The 18659-nt window shown below is 71.3% G+C and carries 17 protein-coding genes; 7 read left to right on the top strand and 10 right to left on the bottom strand.

Going from position 1 to position 18659, the window contains the following annotated elements:
• Window positions 1–73 precede the first annotated feature (73 nt).
• Together ACFY16_RS22000 and ACFY16_RS21995 are read left to right on the top strand one after the other, a co-directional pair.
• Window positions 74–994: a 5'-3' exonuclease H3TH domain-containing protein gene (locus tag ACFY16_RS22000; RefSeq protein ID WP_390648835.1), complete on the top strand. Its 921-nt coding sequence runs from the start codon at window positions 74–76 to the stop codon at window positions 992–994.
• Between the two features lie 151 nt (window positions 995–1145).
• On the top strand, window positions 1146–1991 hold the full coding sequence (locus ACFY16_RS21995; protein WP_390648834.1) for a siderophore-interacting protein: 846 nt from the start codon (window positions 1146–1148) through the stop codon (window positions 1989–1991).
• A 58-nt stretch (window positions 1992–2049) separates the two neighbouring features.
• Here the strand turns inward: ACFY16_RS21995 and ACFY16_RS21990 are convergent, their stop codons facing one another.
• The 3 genes from ACFY16_RS21990 to ACFY16_RS21980 form a co-directional block, all read right to left on the bottom strand.
• Window positions 2050–2826 (bottom strand): ABC transporter permease, encoded by a 777-nt coding sequence (locus ACFY16_RS21990; RefSeq protein WP_390648833.1) that lies wholly within the window; start codon window positions 2824–2826, stop codon window positions 2050–2052.
• Complete coding sequence (locus tag ACFY16_RS21985) at window positions 2823–3839, bottom strand: ATP-binding cassette domain-containing protein (RefSeq protein WP_390648832.1); 1017 nt, start codon at window positions 3837–3839, stop codon at window positions 2823–2825. The genes ACFY16_RS21990 and ACFY16_RS21985 overlap by 4 nt, the downstream gene beginning before the upstream one ends.
• 177 nt (window positions 3840–4016) lie before the next feature.
• On the bottom strand, window positions 4017–4634 hold the full coding sequence (locus tag ACFY16_RS21980) for a PadR family transcriptional regulator (RefSeq protein WP_390648831.1): 618 nt from the start codon (window positions 4632–4634) through the stop codon (window positions 4017–4019).
• A 229-nt stretch (window positions 4635–4863) separates the two neighbouring features.
• Here ACFY16_RS21980 and ACFY16_RS21975 point away from each other — a divergent pair, with 229 nt between their 5' ends.
• The gene (locus ACFY16_RS21975) at window positions 4864–6411 is read left to right on the top strand and encodes an amino acid permease (protein ID WP_390648830.1); all 1548 of its coding nucleotides are present in this window, start codon (window positions 4864–4866) and stop codon (window positions 6409–6411) included.
• A 1-nt stretch (window position 6412) separates the two neighbouring features.
• Here the strand turns inward: ACFY16_RS21975 and ACFY16_RS21970 are convergent, their stop codons facing one another.
• Window positions 6413–6994, bottom strand: coding sequence for a GNAT family N-acetyltransferase (locus tag ACFY16_RS21970; protein WP_390648829.1), 582 nt, complete (start codon window positions 6992–6994; stop codon window positions 6413–6415).
• Window positions 6995–7089: 95 nt separating this feature from the next.
• On the opposite strand from ACFY16_RS21970, the gene ACFY16_RS21965 reads away from it, so the two are divergent.
• Complete coding sequence (locus tag ACFY16_RS21965; protein ID WP_390648828.1) at window positions 7090–8049, top strand: RluA family pseudouridine synthase; 960 nt, start codon at window positions 7090–7092, stop codon at window positions 8047–8049.
• Here the strand turns inward: ACFY16_RS21965 and ACFY16_RS21960 are convergent.
• From ACFY16_RS21960 to ACFY16_RS21935, 6 genes are all read right to left on the bottom strand, one after another.
• Complete coding sequence (locus ACFY16_RS21960; RefSeq protein ID WP_390648827.1) at window positions 8043–9545, bottom strand: cytochrome P450; 1503 nt, start codon at window positions 9543–9545, stop codon at window positions 8043–8045. The genes ACFY16_RS21965 and ACFY16_RS21960 overlap by 7 nt on opposite strands.
• A 55-nt stretch (window positions 9546–9600) precedes the next feature.
• Window positions 9601–10221, bottom strand: a complete 621-nt coding sequence (locus tag ACFY16_RS21955; RefSeq protein WP_390648826.1) for an ATP/GTP-binding protein — start codon at window positions 10219–10221, stop codon at window positions 9601–9603.
• Entirely contained in the window at window positions 10202–10597 is a 396-nt protein-coding gene (locus ACFY16_RS21950) for a DUF742 domain-containing protein (RefSeq protein ID WP_390648825.1), read from the bottom strand. Before ACFY16_RS21950 ends, ACFY16_RS21955 begins: the two co-directional genes overlap by 20 nt.
• Window positions 10594–11001: a roadblock/LC7 domain-containing protein gene (locus tag ACFY16_RS21945; RefSeq protein WP_390648824.1), complete on the bottom strand. Its 408-nt coding sequence runs from the start codon at window positions 10999–11001 to the stop codon at window positions 10594–10596. The genes ACFY16_RS21950 and ACFY16_RS21945 overlap by 4 nt, the downstream gene beginning before the upstream one ends.
• Window positions 10998–12623, bottom strand: a complete 1626-nt coding sequence (locus tag ACFY16_RS21940) for an ATP-binding protein (protein ID WP_390648823.1) — start codon at window positions 12621–12623, stop codon at window positions 10998–11000. Before ACFY16_RS21940 ends, ACFY16_RS21945 begins: the two co-directional genes overlap by 4 nt.
• Window positions 12624–12882: 259 nt before the next feature.
• On the bottom strand, window positions 12883–13509 hold the full coding sequence (locus tag ACFY16_RS21935; protein ID WP_390648822.1) for a TetR/AcrR family transcriptional regulator: 627 nt from the start codon (window positions 13507–13509) through the stop codon (window positions 12883–12885).
• A 203-nt stretch (window positions 13510–13712) separates the two neighbouring features.
• Here ACFY16_RS21935 and ACFY16_RS21930 point away from each other — a divergent pair, with 203 nt between their 5' ends.
• Genes ACFY16_RS21930 through ACFY16_RS21920 form a run of 3 tightly spaced genes read left to right on the top strand, consistent with a single transcriptional unit; the run spans window position 13713 to window position 18651 of the window.
• A complete protein-coding gene (locus tag ACFY16_RS21930; protein WP_390648821.1) occupies window positions 13713–14537 on the top strand; it encodes an urea amidolyase associated protein UAAP1 in 825 nt (274 codons plus the stop codon).
• The gene (locus tag ACFY16_RS21925; RefSeq protein WP_390648820.1) at window positions 14534–15139 is read left to right on the top strand and encodes an urea amidolyase associated protein UAAP2; all 606 of its coding nucleotides are present in this window, start codon (window positions 14534–14536) and stop codon (window positions 15137–15139) included. The genes ACFY16_RS21930 and ACFY16_RS21925 overlap by 4 nt, the downstream gene beginning before the upstream one ends.
• Entirely contained in the window at window positions 15136–18651 is a 3516-nt protein-coding gene (locus ACFY16_RS21920; RefSeq protein ID WP_390648819.1) for a 5-oxoprolinase/urea amidolyase family protein, read from the top strand. Before ACFY16_RS21925 ends, ACFY16_RS21920 begins: the two co-directional genes overlap by 4 nt.
• The last annotated feature ends 8 nt before the right edge of the window (window positions 18652–18659 follow it).

Below are 18659 nucleotides of genomic sequence, written 5' to 3'. Positions count from 1 at the left end.
TTACATCCGCCACGTGCACGATCCGCTGTCGCCCTGACGGATGGTTGTCGGTGCCGTACGGCATGATGCGAGCGTGACCGGACGACTGATGCTCCTCGACACCGCCTCGCTGTACTTCCGCGCCTACTTCGGCGTGCCGGACTCCGTGCGGGCTCCGGACGGCACGCCGGTGAACGCCGTGCGCGGGCTGCTGGAGTTCATCGACCGGCTGGCCAAGGACCATCACCCCGAACACCTCGTGGCCTGCATGGACGCGGACTGGCGGCCGCGGTGGCGGGTCGACCTGATCCCGTCGTACAAGGCGCACCGTGTCGCCGAGGAGCACGCGGTCGGCCCGGACGAGGAGGAGGTGCCGGACACGCTGTCGCCCCAGGTGCCGGTCATCGAGGCGGTCCTGGACGCACTGGGCATCGCCCGCGTGGGCGTCGCCGGGTACGAGGCGGACGACGTGATCGGCACGTTCACCGCGCGCGCGAAGGGCCCGGTCGACATCGTCACCGGCGACCGCGACCTGTACCAGCTCGTGGACGACGCGCGCGGGGTGCGCGTGCTGTACCCGCTCAAGGGTGTGGGCACGCTGCAGCTGACCGACGAGGCGTGGCTGCGCGAGAAGTATGGGGTGGACGGGCCGGGGTACGCGGATCTGGCTCTGCTGCGCGGGGACCCGAGCGACGGCCTGCCGGGCGTGCCCGGGATCGGCGAGAAGACGGCGGCCAAGCTGCTGGCCGAGTTCGGGGACCTGACCGGCATCATGGCGGCCGTGGACGACCCGAAGGCGAAGCTCACGCCGTCGCAGCGCAAGCGGCTCGACGAGGCGCGGCCGTACGTCGCGGTGGCGCCGAAGGTCGTCCGGGTCGCCGACGACGTCCCGCTGCCGGACGTCGACACGGCACTGCCGCGTCATCCGCGCGACGCGGCGGCACTGGAGGAGCTGGCGGTGCGCTGGGGACTGGGAGGGTCGCTGCAGCGGCTGCTCACCACACTGGGCGCGTAACCATTGTTCTCGTTTCAGGAAACGACATTTCAGCTGACGGAAAGCCATGATCTCGGGGAGGGGTTCATGAACCTCTCACCATGGGGGAGTTAACTGAGGCAAGAGATGCTAACTTAGGTAAACCTAAGCTTGGGAGCACTGGGAGGCCGTCATGGCAGAACGTCCGGCACGGAAACCGCGGAAGCCCCACTCCGCGCAGGTCGTCCGCACCGAACGGCTGACCCCGCACATGCAGCGCGTGGTGCTCGGCGGCGAGGGTCTGGCCGACTTCACCGCAGGATCGTGCACCGATCACTATGTGAAGCTGCTGTTCCCGGCCGAGGGCGCGACCTACCCGGAGCCCTTCGACATGGAGCGGATCCGGGCCGAGTTCCCTCGCGAGCAGTGGCCGGTGACCCGGACCTACACCGTGCGCGCCTGGGACCCCGAGAACCACGAACTGACCCTGGACTTCGTCATCCACGGCGACGAGGGCCTCGCCGGGCCGTGGGCGATGCGCGTTCAGCCGGGCGAGACGGTGCGCTTCATGGGCCCCGGCGGCGCCTATGCCCCCGACGCCGGCGCCGACTGGCACCTGCTGGCCGGTGACGAGAGCGCGCTGCCCGCGATCGCGGCCGCGCTGGAGGCGCTGCCCGAGGGCGCGGTGGCCCATGCCTTCGTGGAGGTCGCGGGACCCGAGGAGGTGCAGAAGATCGACTCCGATGTGGAGGTCGTCTGGCTGCACCGCGGCGACCGGCCCATCGGCGAGAAGCTGCTCGAGGCGGTCCGGGGCCTGGACTTCCCCGAGGGCCGTGTTCACGCGTTCGTGCACGGCGAGGCCGGCTTCGTGAAGGAGCTGCGCCGGCTGCTGCGGGTGGAGCGGGAGTTCCCGCGCGAGGACCTGTCGATCTCCGGCTACTGGCGGCTCGGCCACAACGAGGACGGCTGGCAGGCCTCCAAGCGGGAGTGGAACGCGCGCGTGGAGGCGGAGCAGGAGGGCGCGGCGCCGGCCGCGTGACACATGTGCGGGGGCGGCACCTCGTCGTGGTGCCGCCCCACGTGACTTCACGGTGTGCTCACACCGACCGCTGGTACGACCGGAACGTCCGGATCGACAGCCACACCGCCGCCACCGCGAGTGCCATCAGCGCACCGCCGCGGCTCAGCACGTCACTCCGGTCGGGGTTCTCGGACAGTGCCGAACGGCCCGCGACCATCGCCCAGTCGAGCGGGTTGAAGTCGGCGATGTGCCGCATCCAGGAGGGCATCTGGGACGGCGCCATGAAGGCACTCGAGAGGAACGTCAGCGGCAGCAGCAGGAAGGTGTTGATGCCGATGATCGACTCCCGTTCCCGCACCAGCATGCCCAGCGCGTTGGACAGCGCCCCGAAGACCGTGCCGAGCAGCACGGCGGCGAGGACCAGGATCGCTGTGCCGCCGATGCCGCCCGGGTAGTCGGCACCGCCCAGCAGTCCGAGCAGCACGATGACGACCGACTGGAACGCGGTGACCAGCCCGTTGTTGACGACGTTGCCGTTCATCAGCGCGGCCCGGCTGACCGGAGTGGTCAGGAACCGGTCGAGGGTGCCCCGCTGGATCTCGTCGAGGGTCGTCATCCCCGCCCACATGTTGGAGCTGAGGGCGCTCATGACGACCACGCCGGGGACGAGGTAGTCGAGGTACGAGGTGGTGCCGAAGCCGCCCAGCTCGACGACGTTCTTGAAGAGGCTGCCGAACAGGAACAGCCAGATCACCGGCTGGATCAGGGTGATGATCGCGTACGCCGGCTGCCGTACGAACACCATGAGTTGACGCTGGGTCATGTACCAGGTCTGGGAGACGGCCGTGCTCATCGCGCACCTCCGGCGAGGACGAGGTTCCCGGTGGCTTCGGCGTCGGCCTCGGAGTAACGGCGGCCGGCATAGCGGAGGTAGACGTCGTCGAGGGAGGGCCGGGCGACGGTCGCGGCGGCCACACCGACCCCGGCGCGTTCGAGGGCACCGAGCAGTGCGGGTACGGCGGCTGCTCCGTCGTCGGCGCGGACGCTGACGCGGCGCCCGTCGACCAGCACCTCGTGCACGCCGGGCAGTCCGCCGAGGGCGCCCCTGAGCAGCGTACGGCCGGCTTCACCGACCGCTTCCCGCAGCTCCAGGTGGACGGCGTCGCCACGAAGTTCGCCCTTGAGGGAGTCCGGTGTGCCTTCGACGACGACCCGGCCGCGGTCGACGATGGCGATGCGCTCGGCGAGCCGGTCGGCCTCTTCGAGATAGTGCGTGGTGAGCAGGATGGTCAGACCCTCCTCGCCGGCGAGCCGGTCGATCTCGTCCCACATCGCGGTGCGGGCCTCGGGATCCAGGCCGGTGGTGGGCTCGTCGAGGAAGAGCACCTCGGGCCGGTGCACCAGGCCGAGGGCGACGTCGAGGCGGCGCCGCATACCGCCGGAGTAGCCCTTGACCTGGCGCCGGGCGGCGTCGGCGAGGCTGAAGCGGTCGAGCAGCTCGTCGACGCGCGCGTCGAGCGCGGCGCCCCTCAATCCGTAGAGCCTGCCCTGGAGCTGGAGGTTCTCGCGGCCCGTGGCGACCGGGTCGGCGCCGGAGCTCTGGGCGACCACGCCGATCGCGCGGCGCACCCGGTCCGGGTGGCGCAGGACGTCGTGCCCGGCGACGGTCGCCGAGCCCGAGTCGGGGCGGGCCAGGGTGGTGAGGATCTTGACGGTGGTGGACTTGCCGGCGCCGTTGGGCCCGAGGAGACCGAAGACGGTGCCCGGTTCGACGGTGACGTCCATGCCGCTGAGGGCGGTCACATCACCGGCGTAGGTCTTGATCAGCTGGCGCGCCTCCACTGCGGGCGCACGGGTACTACTCATGACGACAGCTCCCCATGAATGAGCGGATGTACAGCGATACGTCTGATCCGCATGAAGAGCACCGGGCTATCCTGGGTGTGCCGCACCTCGATCGCCTGGAGCTGCCTCTCGGCGGATTCAGTTCGGGGTTCGAGACCCCGGCGGAGCTGCTGCAACAGCTCGGTCGGGGTCTTTCTCTCAGGTGAATTCCGGTGGCAGCTCCCCCGTTTCGTGGAAGTGACGCCACCCCTCGACGCCCGGCAGCGAGCCCTTCTCGATCTCCTCCAGGAGACCGCGGACCCAGTCCGCCTGCGCCTCGACCATGTGCAACTGGTACTCGAGCTCGAGGAGGAAGAGCCGCGGGAGCGACTCACACAGCTTCTCCAGCGCCGCGCGCCCACTGGCCGCCTGCACGTCCAGGTTCTGCAGCCGTTCCTTCAGCAGCCGCACCACCTCGTCCGGATGCAGCGCACCGCACAGCGACAGCGCGGTCTCGAAGATCGGGAACTCCTTGACCGGGACGGCCAGCAGATCGGAGAGCCAACCGGTCATTTCCTCGCGCCCGGCCTCGGTGAGGCCGTAGACCGTGCGCTCGGGGCGGTTGCCCTGGCGCTCGACCTCGGTGACCTCCACGAAGCCGTGCTTCTCGAGGTTCTGCACGACCGTGTACAGCGAGCCGTAGTTGATCTTCATGCTGGCGTCCTTGCCCTGGCGGCGCAGGGTCTGGGCGATCTCGTACGGATGCATCGGCTGCTGCCCGAGGGTCACCATCACGGCGAGCGCCAGCGGGTTGCCGAGCTTGCGACGCTTCGCCATTCCGATCACCTCGTCTCCGAATATCCGTGACCGAACATATCGCGACTCGACGTCGAGCGTCAATAGACACGATGTATCGCGTTTCTGGGCACGCGGCAAGGGCGTGAGGACTTGGGCCCGTCGCGGACATGCCGGCGTGACGCGCGCGAAACAGCCCGTCCCTAATTTCTGTCGCCTGACAGGAACTCCGCGCCACTCTCCGCTCCCCGCGCCGAAGGCAGGTGCCGCCGTGACGACAACCGCCCCCTCCGACGTCCGCCCCGACCCACCGCACTCTCCCGACGACCGCTCCCTCGCCGAGTTCGGCTACCGCCAGGAACTGCACCGCAGCCTCGGCCGGTACGCGTCGTTCGCGGCCGGGTTCTCCTTCATCTCCGTCCTGACGACCGTCTTCCAGTTCTTCGCCTTCGGGTACGCGTTCGGCGGCCCCGTCTTCTTCTGGGCCTGGCCGGCGGTGCTGGTCGGACAGCTGCTGGTGGCCGCCTGCTTCGCCGAACTGGCCGCCCGCTACCCGATCTCGGGCGCCATCTATCAGTGGTCCTCGCGCCTGGCGAACGCCTCCTTCGGCTGGTTCGCCGGCTGGATCATGGTGATCGGGCAGATCGTGGTGGTCGCGGCGGCGGCACTGGCCCTCCAGATGGTGCTGCCGGCGATCTGGTCCGGCTTCCAGCTGATCGGCGACGACCCGGCCCCGACCTCCGCGGACGGCGCGGCCAACGCGGCGCTGCTCGGCGTGCTCCTGCTGGCCCTGACGACCCTGGTGAACGTCCTGGACAACCGCGTGATGTCCGTGGTCAACCGTGTCGGCGTCACCGCCGAGATCATCGGCGCGGTCCTCATCGTCGTCCTTCTGCTCACCCACTCCGAGCGCTCCCCCGGCATCACCTTCCACACCGCGGGCGCCGCCCAGGACGGCCTGTTCGGCGCGCTGCTCGTGGGCTCGTTCACGGCGGCGTACGTGATGATCGGCTTCGACAGCGCGGGCGAGATGAGCGAGGAGACGCACAACCCCCGGCGCACCGCACCCCGTACGATCCTCACCGCGCTCGGCGCGGCCGGTCTGCTGGGCGGGCTGATCGTGCTGGGCGGCCTGCTCGCCGCGCCCAGCCTCACCGATGGGCACCTGGCGGTGGACGGCCTCAGCTACGTCCTCACCAGCAGCCTGGGCGACGGGGTCGGCAAGGTCCTGCTGGCCGACGTGGTGGTGGCGATCGCGGTGGCGACCCTGGCGATCCAGACCGCGGCCTGCCGCATGCTGTTCTCGATGGCCCGCGACGGCCAACTGCCCTTCTCCCGCCGCCTGGCGAAGGTCAACCCGCGCACCGGCATGCCCAGCGCCCCCGCCCTGGTGGTCGGCGTCCTCGCCGCGGCCCTGCTACTGCTCGACTTCGCCTCGCCGGAGGCGTTCCTGGCCATCGGCACCACCTGCATCGTGATGCTCTATCTGGCCTACGCGATGGTCACCGGCCCCCTGCTGGTACGGCGCCTGCGCGGCGGGTTCACCACCCAAGGCACCGACGAGACGGGCACCCCGCTGTTCTCCCTGGGCCGCTGGGGCATCCCCGTCAACGCGCTCGCCCTCCTGTACGGCCTGCTCATGACCGTCAACCTCGCCTGGCCGCGCGCGGCGGTGTACGACCCGGCGGGCGGACACTGGTACTTCCAGTGGTTCACGGTGCTGTTCCTGGCGGCGGCACTCGCGGCGGGCGTGGCCTACCGGACGTACCGCAAACGGGCGGCGGCCGGGGCCGTGGTGCCGGAGACTGCGGCCGCGTGAGTCAGTCGCCCTGTACGCGCGCGTGCAGGTGCATGTCGTGCCAGCCGTCCCTGTGGAGGCCCGCGCTGCGCTTGGTGCCCTCCAGGGTGAAGCCGGTCTTGGCGGCGACGCGGCAGGACGCCTCGTTGGCGGTGGCGTGGGTGAGTTCCAGACGGTGGAAGCCGATTCCGTCGAGGGCCCAGGCGGCCAGCGTCACCGTGGCCCGCGCGGCCACCCCCTGGCCCCGGGCCGCCGCCACGGTCCAGTAGGCGACCTCCGCCACGCCGTCGGCGAGCACGATGTCGCGCAGCGCCACCCGGCCGAGCAGCCGGTCGGTGGCCTCGTCGGCGACGGCCCACTGGGCGTCGCGCTCGCCGGTCCAGGCCTGCCGCCACTCCTCGATCCAGCCGCCGGCCTCGTCCTCGGAGTCGGCGGCGCGGACGTGCCACTGGTGCATGGCCGGGTCCTGGAAGGCGCGGTGGACCGCGGGCGCGTCCTCGGTGCGCCAAGGGCGCAGGACCAGGCCGTCGCCGGTGGAAAGGGTGGGCTGGGGTGCGCGGGAGAGGGTGCCCGCGGGCAGGACGTCGGTCGTCAGGAAGGGCATGGTCCGTATCCTGCCCGGCGGGCCGCGGGCGAGCCCGGCGGTTTTGCGCCGTGCGCCGCCCCGGTGCCCCGCGCCGCCTCGTAGGCTGGGCGGCGATGAGACGCCGAACCCCGCCACCGCCCTCCCCGCTGCCGCAGCGCTACGGGGTGGACCCGGTGCGGGTGCGACTGCCCGCCGAGGGGGCGTGGGCCACGGTGCGCGCATACCTGGTCGAGCGGCTGTCGGGGGCGGCGCCGGGCGCGGTCGCCGGGATGTTCGACGCGGGGCTGATCGTCGGGGCGGACGGGCGGGCCGTGGCGCCGGAGACGGCGTACGCGCCGGGGACGTACGTGTGGTTCCACCGGGAGCTGCCCGCCGAGGTGCCGGTGCCCTTCCCGCTGGAGGTCGTGTACCGCGACGCGCACATCGTCGTGGCCGACAAGCCGCACTTCCTGGCCACGACACCCCGCGGCAGCCATGTCACCGAGACCGCGCTGACCCGGCTGCGGCGGGAGCTCGGCATCCCCGCGCTGGGCGCCGCGCACCGGCTGGACCGGCTCACAGCCGGGCTGGTGCTGTTCACGGTGCGGCCCGAGGAGCGCGGCGCGTACCAGACGCTGTTCAGCCACCGGCGGGTACGCAAGGAGTACGAGGCCGTCGCCCCGTACGATCCCGCGCTCGCCCTGCCCCGGACCGTGCGCAGCCGGATCGTGAAGGAGCGCGGGGTGCTGGCCGCGCGCGAGGTCGAGGGCGAGCCGAACGCGGTCAGCCGCGTCGAGCTGATCGAGCACCGCACCGACCGAGCAACCGCACTGGGCCGTTACCGGCTGCTGCCCGCCACCGGACAGACCCATCAACTGCGGGTGCACCTGAACACGCTGGGCGTGCCGATCCTGGGTGATCCGCTGTATCCCGTGGTGACCGGCCCCGTGCCGGACGGTGACTTCCGGCGGCCGCTGCAACTGCTGGCGCGGGAGCTGGAGTTCACCGATCCGGTCACGGGGGTGGCGCACCGGTTCCGCAGCGGGCGGACACTGGCCGCGTGGTCCGCGTACGGAGAGTGGTCCGGTCAGTAGCCGCGCCACCAGCGCAGGAGGCGTCGCCAGGCACCCGGCCGGCGGGGCGGCTCCTCCGGCGCAGCAGCGGGCTGCGCCGGGACGGGCTGTGGGGGCGCGACCGGCTGGGGTACCGGGGCGGCGACCTGCGCGGGCTGCGGCTCGAACGTGCCGATCTGCCAGGTGGAACGCTGCGACGGGATCGGGTTGCCGTGGCTCGGCGCCACCGTCACGTCCTGTTCCGGCTTCGGCTCGAACACCACGGGCAGATCCACCAGATGCCGCGAGGCGATCGACGTCGTCCAGCGCAACTCGTCCTCGTCGCAGTCGAGTTGGACGTCCGGCAGCCGCCTCAGCAGCGCGTCGACGCCGACGTCGGCGATGGCGCGGCCGACATCCTGTCCGGGGCACTCGTGCGGGCCGCCGCCGAAGGCGAGGTGCGAGCGGTTGCCCTGCATGCTGGCGGACAGGTCGGGGCGTACCCGCGGGTCGATGTTGCCCGGGGCGGGGGCGAAGATCAGCCCGTCGCCCCTGCGGATGCGCTGGCCGCCCAGCTCCGTGTCCTGCTTGGCGAAGTAGCCCAGGATGCCGCTGAACGGAGGCTCGTCCCACAGGGACTGCTCGACCGCCTCGGGCACCGTCATCTGGCCGCCGTTGAGCCGGGCCACGAAGCCGGGATCGGTGAGTACCCTGCGCAGCACGTTGCCGAGAAGGTTCGTCGTGGCCTCGTAGGCGGCGAAGAGCACCAGCCGCAGATGCTCCCTGACCTCGTCGTCGGTGAGCCGCGCCGGGTGCATGATCAGGTGGCTGGTGAAGTCCTCCTCGGGCTGGGCCCGGCGGCGGGTGGTGAGCCGGCTCAGCGCGTCCACGACGTAGCTGTGGCTGGCGATCGCCGTCTCGGTGCCCTTGAGCGCGTCGCGGGCGGCCTGCACCATCCGGTCGTTGTACTCGTCGGGCATGCCGAGGATCTCGCACAGCACGGCCATCGGAAGGTGCTCGGCGAACTGGCTGACCAGGTCGGCATGCCCCTTCTGGCAGAAGTCGTTGACGAGTCGCTGGGTGTAACGGTAGATGTGCCGGCGGACGCCGCGGGGGTCGATCGTCGACATGGCGCCGAGGACCGCCCCCCGCAGCCGCAGATGCTCGTCGCCCTCGGCATGGGAGCAGATGGGCTGCCATGCGATGTGCGGCATGAGGGGGTGGTCGGGTTTGACCGCGCCCTCCAGCAGCGGGTTCCAGATGCGGCTGTCCCGGGTGTACTGCGAGGGCGTGCGCACCATGTGCATGTTCTCGGCGTGGCCGAGGACCACCCAGATCGGTACGTCCTCATGGAGCAGGGCCGGTGCCACGGGGCCGTACTCGTCCCGTAGTTGCTCGTACAGGTCGCCCAGGTCCGCTGCTTCGGGGCCGTAGATCCGGTGCAGTCCGCCGGGGCCGCGGCCGTGCGCGGGACAGCCGGGGGGCGGGCCGCTCGTGAGGTCGTCCGTACCGGTCGTGGAGTGGTGTTCAGGCGTCACGGTGGTCGCTCCGAGAAAACTGAGGTCGGTCCAGAAGTGGGGAGGCGTGCGGTGATCAGATGAGGCTGCCGGAGAGGGCCATGGAGTGCAGGAAGCGCATCAGGGTCAGCAGGACGTCGCGGCTGGAGGCGCGGCGGCGGACGTCGCACTCGATGATCGGGATCGCCGGCGCCAGGTCGAGTGCCGCGCGAAGGTCCTCGACGGGGTAACGGGGTGCGTCGGGAAAGGAGTTGACGGCGACCACGAACGGCACACCGCGCTCCTCCAGCTGCCCCATGACGTCGAAGCTGACCTCGAGCCGCCGGGTGTCGATGAGTACGACGGCGCCGAGCGCGCCCTCGAACAGCCCGTTCCACAGGAACCAGAAGCGTTCCTGGCCCGGGGTGCCGAAGAGGTACAGCACCACCTGGTCGGTGATCTTGATGCGGCCGAAGTCCATGGCCACGGTGGTGGCCGTCTTGGTGTCGGAGCCGTAGTTGTCGTCGACTCCGATACCGGCCTGGGTCATGGTCTCCTCGGTGGTCAGCGGCCTGATCTCGCTGACCGCGCCGACCATGGTGGTCTTGCCGACGCCGAAGCCGCCCACGATGACGATCTTGGCCGCGGCCTCGGCCGTGTGCGGCAGATGGTCCTCGGCCCGTGGGCCGGGGACCGTGTCAGAGCCTTTGAAGTCCATGCATCACCGCTTCGAGGAGGGAACGGTCAGGGAGCTGCTGGCGGACGATCGGGGCGCGCACCTGTACCAGTTCGACCGCCAGCATCTCGGTGATCAGCACGGTCACCACGCTGAACGGCAGGCTGAGGTAGGCCGACAGCTCGGCCACGGACAGCGGGTTGGCGCACAACCGGAGTACCGCCGACTGCTCCGGCGTGGCGGACGAGGGCGGTTCGGCGCGCGCCACGATTAACGACACCAGGTCGAGGGGCACGCGCTCGCCGTCCGGGCCGGTGATGACGTACAGCCGTTCGGGGTTCTTCCGCTCGCCCTCTTTCTCCGGCTGAACGGGCGGTGGTTCCGTGGGGTGTCGCCGCTGGCGTTGCGGAGGAGTCATACGGTCTGCCCGTTGCGCCGGGGCGGACTGGTCAGATGGGATCCGATGCGGACGACGAGGTCACGCATGTGGGCGCTCATGTTCCCGGGTTCGCAGACCACATCGGCGAGGACCGCGAGATAGGCGTTGTCGCCGGCGGCCATCAGGTAGAAGTAGCCGCCGTTCAGCTCGATGATGACCACCTTCATCTCGCCGTCGCTGGTCGGGATCTCCTGGGCGACGGCGCTCGCCAGACTCTGCAGACCCGCACAGGCCGCGGCGACCCGGTCGGCTGCGTCCGGGTCGCCGGCGTAGCGGGCGATGCGCAGTCCGTCGGCCGAGAGCACCACGATCATCTCGATGCCTGGAACGCTTTTGTAGAGCTCCTTGAGCATCCAGTCGAAGTTCGCTCGCTGCTGGATCACTTGAGATCCCCCTCGTCGTCGGCCTCGGGGCCGACCGGCTTGTTGATCAGATGCATGTACGCGGTGGGGTTGCGGGTGAAGTCGGTCGGGTCCGGGCCCGGGTTGTCCTTCTTGAGCCCCTCCCAGAAGGCCTCGACCCACAGACCGGGCTCACGCTCGTCCTTCTTGGGCTTGGGTTCGGCCTGGGCCTGCGTCCAGATGTCGGGCTTGCCCTCGCGTGCCGCGCGTTCGGATGCGGCGGCCTCGGCGAACCGCTGGGCGAGCGGGGTCTTCATCCGGCTGCGGCGCTGCGGCAGGCCCTTGTCGGTCCACTCGGTGACCTCGGGCACGTCGTCCTCCATGGAGACCGAGGAGACCGAGGCCGGGATACGCGGGCTGGTGGGGCGGCGCTTCTTGGGCGGCCGCTTGGGGCCCTCGAGCGCACCGAGCTCGATCTTGGGCACGGCGGTGGCGCCGATGCCGTGCGCGAAGCCGGGCGCCGGGTCGGAGGTCATCATCTCGCTCGGCACGATGAGGACGGCGCGGACGCCGCCGTACGCGGAGGCCCGCAGCGAGACCTGGAGGTTGAACGACGTGCACAGACGGCCGACGACGGCGAGGCCCAGGCGTGGGGTGTCGCTGAGATCCTGGACGTCGACGCCGGCCTTGGCGGCCTCCAGCAGGCCCTCGGCCTTGGCGCGGGCCTCCTCGCTGAGGCTGACGCCGGCGTCCTCGATCTCGATGGCGATGCCGGTCTGCACCTCGACCGCGTTGACGTGCACGTTGGTCTGCGGCGGCGAGTAACGCGTGGCGTTGTCCATGAGTTCGGCGAGCGCGTGGATGAGCGGCTCGACGGAGATGCCACGGATGTTGACCTTGGCGATGGAGTCCAGCTTGATGCGGCGGTACTCCAGAATCCGGGACATGGCGCCGCGCAGCACGCTGTACAGCGGGACGGGCTGGGGCCACTGACGGCCGGGGCGGCCGCCACCGATGACGGCGATGGAGTCGGCGAGCCGGCCGATCAGCGAGGTGCCGTGGTCGATGCGCAGCAGGTCGTCGAAGACCTCGGGGTTGCGGCCGTGGTCCTCCTCCATCTCCCGGAGTTCACTGGCCTGCTGGTGGACGATCGCCTGGACGCGCCGGGCGACGCTGACGAAGGAGCGCTGCGCGGAGTCGCGCATCATTTCCTGGTGGTCGACGATGTCGAGCACCGTCTTGACCACGGTGCGGTGCGCGTCGGAGAGATCGCTGTAGGCGGGATCCGAGTTGATGAGGTGCCGCATCACCTCGTGGGGGCTGTTTCCGCCGCGCATCACCTTCAGCGCGGTGGGCAGGACCTCCTTCGCGACGCGGAGGTTCACCTCGTCGTGGGCGGCGACACACCCTTCCAGATACGCACGGTGACGGGCGTGCTCGGCGCGTGCCTCCTGGAGCCGACGGCCGCGGCGGACCGCCTCGGCCCCGGCCGCGATCACCAGGAGCGTGGCGACGCCGCCGCACAGGCCGACGGCGATCCGGGCCGAGTTCGCCACCAGGGCGACAGCGGCCCCGGTCGCCGCGGCCATCAGTATGGCGGGCAGCAACAGCACACGTACGAACGGAAGGTCGCGGCGATCTGGAGGGGACTGAACACTCACCATGTAGGCCCTCGAAACGAATCGGAATCTGCTAAACATTTGGGAACAAGCGCACGATTACCACCCAACTCGGTGCGCTGCGGGCGAGCTTAGTCCGACCGGATCATCGTCGTGTCATATTCAGCAAGCCCCTGAAACCGCCCCCGCGAGAGGAGTACCCTCAGCCCCATTTGCACGCTGAGCCCCGAATCGAACACGGTGCGTCACGCCGTACGGGCAGGCGAAAACCACTCACCGTAATGAGTCAAGGCGAATCCGGGGCTCAGACCCCGGCGATACGCAGCGCCGCGTCAGCGGTGGCCTCGGCGAACGCCGACACCGGCCGCTCCGGGTCGGAGCGGTGGACGAGGATGACGCCCTCGATCAGCCCGAACACCAGGTCCGTACGGAGATCGAGCCCGCTCTTGGCGAGCGCGCTGCCCGCGGCGGTCGCGGCGAGCAACTGCCGGTAGGTGTCCTTGAGTTCGGCGCGCACGGCGTGGAAGCCGGCGAAGCGCTCGGTGCGCACCTCGGGCAGGAGGTAGAGGCCACCGAGATTGTGCGGGCCGCCGCACAACAGCTCGACGTCGGCCCGGCACAGCCGCCACAGCCGGCCCTCGGCCGGCGTCGCGTCGTCGGCGAGCAGTTCACGGGCGTACGCCAGCGACGGCGTGACCGTGGACTCCAGCAGCGCGGCGAGGAGTTCCTCCTTGCCGGAGACGTAGTGGTACATGGACGCCTGCCGCATGCCCGCCCGCTCCGCGACGGCCCGTGTCGTCGTGGCCGCGTAGCCGCGCGTGGTGAACAACTCCGCGGCGGCGGAGAGCAGTTCGGCGCGCGGCTCCAGACCGCTGTCCGGCCGCTGCGCGGCCCGCGGCCTGCCGACCCTGCGCCCGCTGCCCGTCCCCATGCGTTCGATCCTCGCACACGGCCCCGTCCGCCGATCTCCGTGAGGGGTCGGTAACCGCTCGGCAACGCGGGGGCAATGCCGGTGACGCGACCCGCACCTAATTTCTGTCGGGCGACAGAAATAAGCAGCCGCACGAGTGAACACCGACACGAGTGAACACCGAAGTGAAGCCGCACGAGCGAACCCGAGCCGGAGGTCCCGCGATGGCGACAGCGACCACATACGGAGCCCGCGCCCATGCGCGCGCCCAGGAGGGCAGGCGCACCGACGCCATGCCCGTCGTGCCGGCGGGGAACTGGCCCACGCCGCCCTGCGAGGCGGGTCACCTGGTGTGGGCCGAGACGGTGGCCGGCGGCAACTACACGCACCGGGTCCTCGCGCGCGGCACCGAGCTGCGCCTGACCGACCTGCGCGGCGACGCCTGCGCACACCTGCTGCTCTTCGTGGCCGACCGGCCGTGGGAGCGCCTCAACGTGGCCGACACGGTCAAGGTCCAGTGGAACGCGTACCTGGGTGAGGGACAGCTCCTCCTGTCCGACCAGGGCCGGGTCCTCGCCTCGGTCGTCTCCGACACCTCCGGCCGGCACGACGCGCTGTGCGGCACCTCCACGCTCGTACGGAACACCGAACGGTACGGCGACGGAACCCCGCAGTCCGCCTCCCCGGCAGGCCGTGAGCTGTTCAAACTGGCCGCCGCCAAGAACGGCCTCGAGCCGCGCGACCTGCCACCGTCGCTGTCGTTCTTCCAGGGCGTGAAGGTCCGCGACGACGGCACGCTCGACTTCACCGGCTCGGCGGGACCGGGCGGCAGCGTCACACTGCGCGCCGAACAGGACGTGACCGTACTGATCACCAATGCGCCCCACCCGGCCGACCCCCGCCCGGACTACGTCAGCACCCCGCTGGAGGTGCTCGCCTGGCGCGCCGAGGCGACCAGGCCCGGCGACCCCCTGTGGGACGCCACGCCCGAGGGTCGCCGCGCCTTCCTGAACACCGCCGAATTCCTCGCCGCGAGGGGGCTCGCATGAGCACGAAGACCGTGGTCGCGGCCCGCGCCGCCTGGTCGTCCGTCGTCCGCACCGGCGAGACGCTGACCATCACCGACCTGCACGGAAACCAGGCCGTCGACTTCCTGGTCTACGACGCCCACGACACGTCCGTCCGCTACAGCGCGCCCGACACCATCCACGCGCAGGGCAACATCTTCCTCACCACGGGCAGCGTGCTGCTGTCCAACGAGCACACCCCGCTGATGACCGTGGTCGCCGACGACGTCGGCCGGCACGACACGGTCGGCGGTGCCTGCTCCAAGGAGTCCAACACCCTCCGCTACGGCCACCACACCTGGTCGCAGCACGCCTGCGTGGACAACTTCCTCGCCGAAGGCGCCCGGTACGGCCTCGGCAAGCGCGACCTCGTCTCCAACATCAACTGGTACATGAACGTGCCCGTCGAGCAGGACGGCACCCTCGGCATCGTCGACGGCATCTCCGCCCCGGGCCTGGCGCTCACCCTGCGCGCCGAGCGCGACGTCCTGGTCCTCGTCTCCAACTGCCCCCAGATCAACAACCCGTGCAACGGCTTCGAGCCGACGGCCGTGCAGATGACGATCACCGGGGCGGGCGCATGACCTTCTCCACGCTGCTGGTCGCCAACCGTGGCGAGATAGCCGTACGCATCATCCGCACGGCCCGCGAGCTCGGCCTGCGCACGGTCGCCGTGTACTCCGACGCCGACCGCTCCGCCCCGCACGTCCGGCTCGCCGACGAGGCGGTGCGGCTCGGCCCGGCGCCCGCGAAGGAGTCGTACCTCGACGCCGACCTGGTGCTGAAGGCGGCCAAGGACACCGGTGCGGGGGCGATCCACCCCGGCTACGGCTTCCTGTCGGAGGACGCGGCCTTCGCGCGCCGCTGCGAGGACGCGGGGATCGTGTTCGTGGGCCCGACGCCCGAACAGCTGGAGCTGTTCGGCGCCAAGCACACCGCGCGGGCGGCGGCCGAGGCGGCCGGGGTGCGGCTGGCGCCCGGGACGGGGCTGCTGGCCTCGCCGACGGAGGCGGTGCAGGCGGCCGCGCGCATCGGCTACCCCGTGATGCTCAAGGCCACCGGCGGTGGCGGCGGTATCGGCATGTCGGCATGTCACTCGGTCGACGAACTGACCGAGGCCTGGGACCGGGTCCAGCGCGTGGCCGCCGCGTCCTTCTCCTCCGCCGGGGTCTTTCTGGAGCGGCTCGTCGAGCACGCCCGCCATGTCGAGGTACAGGTCTTCGGCGACGGCGAGGGCCGGGTGGTCACCTTCGGCGACCGCGACTGCTCCCTCCAGCGCCGCAACCAGAAGGTCCTGGAGGAGGCGCCCGCGCCGGGGATCCCCCCGCAGGTCCGTGAACGACTCGCCGCGTCCGCCCGCGACCTGTGCGCCTCCGTCGGCTACCGCTCCGCCGGTACGGTCGAGTTCGTGTACGACGCCGCCCGCGAGGAGGCGTACTTCCTGGAGGTCAACACCCGTCTCCAGGTGGAGCACCCGGTCACCGAGGAGGTCTACGGCGTCGACCTGGTCGCCTGGATGCTGCGTCTGGCCCGCGGCGAACGGGACGTCGTGCGCGACCCGGGCACCCCGCGCGGCCACGCCGTCGAGGCCCGTCTGTACGCCGAGGACCCGTCACGCGAACACCGGCCCAGCGCGGGCCTGTTGACCCGGGTGGAGTTCCCGAGCGGGGTGCGCGTCGACGGCTGGGTGGAGACCGGCACCGAGGTGACGACGTCGTACGACCCCATGCTCGCGAAGGTCATCGCCTACGGCCCCGACCGCGACCACGCACTACGGCGGCTCGACGAGGCGCTGGCCCGCACCCGCGTCGACGGCATCGAGACGAACCTGGGGCTGGTGCGGGCCGCGCTGACGGACCGGGACTTCCTGATCGCGGCCCACTCGACGGCGACCCTCGCGCGCGTCACCGATCCGACGCCCCGCGTCGAGGTCGTCTCCGGCGGCACGCTCACCACCGTGCAGGACTGGCCGGGCCGCACCGGCTACTGGCAGGTCGGCGTCCCGCCCTGCGGCCCGATGGACGACCTGTCCTTCCGGCTCGGCAACCGGGCGCTCGGCAACCACGAGGGCGCGCCGGGTCTGGAGTGCACCCTCCAGGGGCCGTCGCTGCGTTTCACCCACCCCACGACGGTGTGCGTGACCGGCGCCCCGGCACCGGTGACGGTCGACGGCACGCCTGTGGCGCAGTGGGAGCCGGTGACGGTGCCGGCGAATGCCGTCCTCGCGATCGGGGCGCCCACCGAGCACGGCCTGCGCACCTACGTCCTGTTCGCGGGCGGCGGCCTGGACGTGCCCGCCTTCCTCGGCAGCGCGAGCACCTTCACCCTGGGCCGCTTCGGCGGACACGGCGGCCGGGCGCTGCGCACGGGCGACGTCCTGCACGGCGGGACCGTCACCGAGGGCACACCGGTGCCGGGGACCGACCGGCCGGCCTACGGCTCGCTGTGGCACATCGGCGTCGCCGAGGGCCCCCATGCGGCACCGGAGTTCTTCACCGAGGACGACATCCGCGACTTCTACGCCGCCGACTGGAAGGTCCACTTCAACTCGGCGCGCACCGGCGTACGCCTGGTCGGCCCCAAGCCGCGCTGGGCCCGCACCGACGGCGGCGAGGCGGGCCTGCACCCGTCCAACATCCACGACACCCCGTACTCCGTCGGCGCCGTCGACTACACCGGCGACATGCCGGTGCTGCTCGGCCCCGACGGCCCCTCGCTGGGCGGGTTCGTGTGCCCGGCGACGGTACTGAGCGCCGAGCGGTGGAAGCTGGGCCAGCTGCGGCCGGGCGACACGGTGCGCTTCAAGCCCGTGGACGTCGCCGGCGCACCGCGGCCGGAGATCGTGGACGGCGGGGTGCTGGCCCGGGACGGCGACGTGACCTACCGGCGCAGCGGCGACGACAACCTGCTGGTCGAGTTCGGCCCCATGCAGCTGGACCTGGCGCTGCGCATGCGCGTCCACGCCCTCATGGAGGCGGTGGCCGAGGCCGGGCTCGACGGGGTCACCGATCTCACCCCCGGCATCCGCTCCCTCCAGATCCACGCGGACCCGCACCGCCTCCCCCAGCCCGAACTCCTGGCCGTGGTACGGGAGATGGCCGCCGCGCTCCCACCCACCGACGAACTGGTCGTCCCGTCCCGCACCGTGCACCTCCCCCTCTCCTGGGACGACCCGGCGACCCGGGAGGCGATCGCCCGCTACATGGCGGGCGTGCGCGACGACGCCCCCTGGTGCCCGTGGAACATCGAGTTCATCCGCCGGGTCAACGGTCTGGAGTCGGTGGCGGACGTGTACCGCACGGTCTTCGACGCGGAGTACCTGGTCCTGGGCCTGGGCGACGTCTATCTGGGCGCCCCGGTGGCGACTCCCCTCGACCCCCGCCATCGCCTGGTGACGACGAAGTACAACCCGGCGCGCACCTGGACGGCCGAGAACTCGGTCGGCATCGGCGGCGCCTACCTGTGCGTCTATGGCATGGAAGGCCCCGGCGGCTACCAGTTCGTGGGCCGTACGACCCAGGTGTGGTCGGCCTGGCAGCAGCGCGGCGCGTTCGAGCCGGGCTCGCCCTGGCTGCTCCGCTTCTTCGACCGGATCAAGTGGTATCCGGTCGACGCGGACGAACTCCTCGACCTGCGCGCCGACATCACCTCCGGCCGCTTCGTGCCCCGCATCGAGGAGGGGACCTTCTCGCTCGCCGGGTACCGGACGTTCCTGGCCGAACACGCCGAATCCATCGGGGAGTTCAGGTCACGGCAGCAGACGGCGTTCGCGGCGGAGCGGGACGCGTGGGAGGCGGCGGGCGAGTTCACCCGGGCGGAGGCGGCGGCCGCGCCCGTGGCGCCTGCGGCCGAGGTGACGGTCCCGGCGGGCGGGCGGCTGATCGAGGCCGAGTTCGCCGCGTCCGTCTGGCAGGTGAACGTCGAACCGGGCGACGAGGTGGCGGCCGGACAGCCGCTGCTCGCCCTGGAGGCGATGAAGATGGAGTCCAGGGTGCACGCCCCGGCCGCCGGAGTGGTCGCCGAGGTCCTGGCCAGACCCGGCGACCAGGTGGAGGCGGGGACGGCACTGGTCGTCCTGGCCCCGGCCACGAGCTGAGATCCGAG

Source organism: Streptomyces sp. NPDC001315 (assembly GCF_042896175.1).
Classification (GTDB): domain Bacteria; phylum Actinomycetota; class Actinomycetes; order Streptomycetales; family Streptomycetaceae; genus Streptomyces.
Note: the sequence above shows the minus strand (reverse complement) of the source record. Positions and strands in the feature narration are given on the sequence as shown.